1 protein-coding gene is annotated in these 1,547 nt (G+C 44.0%); it reads right to left on the reverse strand.

What is annotated here, in order from left to right; all coding sequences use genetic code 11:
• On the reverse strand, positions 1 to 1,547 hold a 1,547-nt coding region (locus K5R64_RS13095; RefSeq protein ID WP_220764060.1), incomplete at both ends, for a hypothetical protein.

Below are 1,547 nucleotides of genomic sequence, written 5' to 3' on the forward strand. Positions count from 1 at the left end.
CGAAGAAGTTCCTAGTGCTAAAGCCGCGGCAGGTTGTCCTACAGTTACCGAATTAGATTGAGACGAACAGTTGTCTGTTACTGTTAGTGTATAAGTTCCAGCAGGAAGATTATTTACAGAAGCGGTAGTTCCTACCACCGTATTAGAGGAGTTTTTCCAAGAGTAAGTTACTGTTCCTACAGCACCTGTTACCACACCAGCACTTACTGATCCAGTACTAGCCCCAAAACAACTAGCATCGGTTTTAGAAGAAGCTCCTAGTGCTAAAGCAGCGGCCGGTTGTCCTACAGTTACAGAATTAGATTGAGAAGAACAGTTGTCTGTTACTGTTAGTGTATAAGTTCCCGCAGGAAGATTATTTACAGAAGCGGTAGTTCCTACCACCGTATTAGATGAGTTTTTCCAAGAGTAGGTTACTGTTCCCACAGCACCCGTTACAGCACCCGCAGTAACAGACCCGGTACTTACACCAAAACAACTAGCATCGGTTTTAGAAGAAGCTCCTAGTGCTAAAGTAGCGGCAGGTTGTCCTATCGTTACCGAATTAGATTGAGACGAACAGTTGTCTGTTACTGTTAGTGTATAAGTTCCAGCAGGAAGATTATTTACAGAAGCGGTAGTTCCTACCACCGTATTAGAGGAGTTTTTCCAAGAGTAAGTTACTGTTCCTACAGCACCTGTTACCACACCAGCACTTACTGATCCAGTACTTGCCCCAAAACAACTAGCATCGGTTTTAAAAGAAGCTCCTAGTGCTAAAGCAGCGGCAGGTTGTCCTATCGTTACCGAATTAGATTGTGATGAACAGTTATCGGTTACAGTTAAGGTATAAGTTCCCGCAGGCAGATTAGAAACAGTAGCATTAGTTCCCACTTCAGTATTCGAAGCATTTTTCCAAGAGTACGTTACCGTACCCACAGCACCCGTTACAGCACCCGCAGTAACAGACCCGGTACTAGCACCAAAACAACTAGCATCGGTTTTCGAAGAAACTCCCAATGCTAAAGCAGCGGCAGGTTGTCCTACAGTTACCGAATTAGATTGAGACGAACAGTTATCGGTTACTGTTAGTGTATAAGTTCCAGCAGGAAGATTATTTACAGTAGCAGTAGTTCCTACCACCGTATTAGAGGAGTTTTTCCAAGAGTAAGTTACTGTTCCTACAGCACCCGTTACAGTACCCGCAGTAACAGACCCGGTACTAGCACCAAAACAACTAGCATCGGTTTTAGAAGAAGCTCCTAGTGCTAAAGCAGCGGCAGGTTGTCCTACCATTACCGAATTAGATTGAGACGAACAGTTATCGGTTACAGTTAAGGTATAAGTTCCAGCAGGAAGATTAGAAACAGTAGTGGTAGTTCCCACTTCAATATTCGAAGCATTTTTCCAAGAGTACGTTACTGTTCCTACAGCACCTGTTACCACACCAGCACTTACTGATCCTGTACTAGCGCCAAAACAACTAGCATCGGTTTTAGAAGAAGCTCCTAGTGCTAAAGCAGCGGCAGGTTGTCCTACAGTTACCGAATTAGATTGTGATGAACAGT

This window comes from Flavobacterium sp. UMI-01, assembly GCF_019656315.1.
Lineage (GTDB): Bacteria > Bacteroidota > Bacteroidia > Flavobacteriales > Flavobacteriaceae > Flavobacterium.